The following is an 842-nucleotide window of genomic DNA, read 5'->3' on the forward strand; positions in this document are numbered from 1 at the left end:
TGGTGCTGGTGGTGCTGGTGGTGGTGGGGCGTGGTCGGACCCGGCTGGCGATGGTGATCATGCTGCGGGTGGTGTGTCCGCGGAACCGGGCGCGGATTTGTTCCGGTGCGGTGATCACCAGGGCGCGCAACTGCCGCTGCGCGGTGGTGGCGGCGTCCACGGCGCTGCGCCGCGCGGTGAGCAACGCCTGCAGCGCCGCCCTCTCGGGCCCGGTCTTGGGTGCGGCGAGCGTGGCGCGGGCCAAGGCCTCGCGGGCGGCGCGTTCAGCATCGATCACATCCGACTTCGCCCCACCGCGCCGCGCGGGGCGGACCGGGCGGTCCAGCTCGACCACCATCTCGGTGTGTTCACCGAGATAACGGGCCAGGCCCGCGCCATAGCCCCCGGCGCCCTCGATCGCCCAGCACCGCAACCCACCATGCTGCTCAGCCAGCTCCAGCAACCGGGCATAGCCGTCGGCATCCGCGCCGACGGTGACCGTGTCGAGCAGTGCTCCACTGCTGGCGACCACCGCAGCGGTGTGGGTATCGGCATGAGTGTCGACCCCGATGACGAACTCAACCAACTCTGCGAGCATGGACACGCGTTCTCCTGACCGTGGTGGACGTGAGGTCCGGTCCGGTGCGGAGCTCGGCAGGACTGTGATGAGACACGCTGGAGGTCGAGTCCAGCGGTCACGCTCCTGATCAGGCCAGTCAGCTCCGGCCGGGCCGGTGCCGACAACAGCAAGCGGACAAGTCGAAGCCAAGGCACCACGGCCAGTCAGACCACGAGTCACACCCACCATCATCACCACCAGCCCACCACCACCAAGCCGGCACCACCACTCTCACAGTCAGTCC

General features: G+C 69.2%; 1 protein-coding gene. It reads right to left on the reverse strand.

All coding sequences use genetic code 11. From position 1 onward, the window contains the following. The coding region (locus BU204_RS37840) for an IS110 family transposase (protein WP_233161075.1) at positions 1 to 577 on the reverse strand (577 nt) is incomplete at its 3' end. Positions 578 to 842: the final 265 nt, after the last annotated feature.

Source organism: Actinophytocola xanthii (assembly GCF_001921205.1).
In the GTDB taxonomy this organism is placed as follows: domain Bacteria; phylum Actinomycetota; class Actinomycetes; order Mycobacteriales; family Pseudonocardiaceae; genus Actinophytocola; species Actinophytocola xanthii.